The sequence below is a fragment of the Aerococcus sp. L_32 genome (assembly GCF_050689315.1).
Genome location: NZ_JBOEQF010000708.1, coordinates 1 through 920, shown reverse-complemented (window position 1 = coordinate 920; position 920 = coordinate 1). Strand labels below are relative to the sequence as shown.

Genomic DNA, 920 nt, shown 5'->3' with positions numbered 1-920 from the left:
TCTCTTGTTTTTTGGTACCATCGATCCATTCTCTAGCAATAGCGAGATTCTTTTTGTAATTCATTTCTGCATAAGGCGCTAAGACTTCGTCTATGCGGTCAACAGTCGTACCACCGTATTGACTAGATGCAACATTGGCAATAATTTGAGCCGTTTGAGCGGCTGCTGTTTGAATGGATTTTGGTGATGCCACTTCGGCGTTACCAATCTTAAAGCCATTACTAAACATATTTTCTAGGTCAATCAATGAACAGTTTGTCATTGGTGCGTACGGATTATAGTCCAAGTCATGGATATGGATATCCCCTTTTAAGTGCGCATTAGCGACATGTTTGGGTAGCATTTTAAGGCCGATAGCTTTCGACACGATACCTGCTGTTAAGTCGCGTTGGGTATTAAAGACCTTACTATCCTTATTGGCATTTTCGTTCACCACATCCTGTGCTTTATTGATAAGCCCTTGCATACGAGTCTGGATGTTAGTTGCATTGGCAAACCTTTCTTCAGTCGCTTGTCTGTTTGCTAGATAGGCCTCTGCTATATGGTTGAAATTTTGGTCTTGTAAAACCTGCACTAACTGGTGATGAATAGTGGTCACCTCTATGGCGTCATTAGGGTTTGCTTTTTGAATATCGGCTAAATTTGCTAATATTTGGTGCAATATTAGGTTGATATCAGCTTGTTCACTTTGACTTGCTATTATAATGGATCGTTGTAATTTGTCGACATCAAAAGCGACCGTTCGACCATCACGTTTGTGTACTTTTACTTGGTCAAAGCTATCTTGGTGTAATATTTCTTGAACTGATTGTGCCATGAATAGTGCCTCCTTACTATAACATGAAAAATAAGTTTAGACACAACATATAGTGTCTTTATCAAAATATTTTATCATATATAGTGTTCCATACAAGGGTAAT

General features: G+C 38.8%; 1 protein-coding gene. It reads right to left on the bottom strand.

Annotated elements, in window-relative coordinates; all coding sequences use genetic code 11:
- Positions 1-817: anaerobic ribonucleoside-triphosphate reductase (nrdD, locus tag ACRCJ0_RS15885; RefSeq protein ID WP_431391146.1), on the bottom strand; the 817-nt coding region annotated here is incomplete at its 3' end.
- Between the last annotated feature and the right edge of the window lie 103 nt (positions 818-920).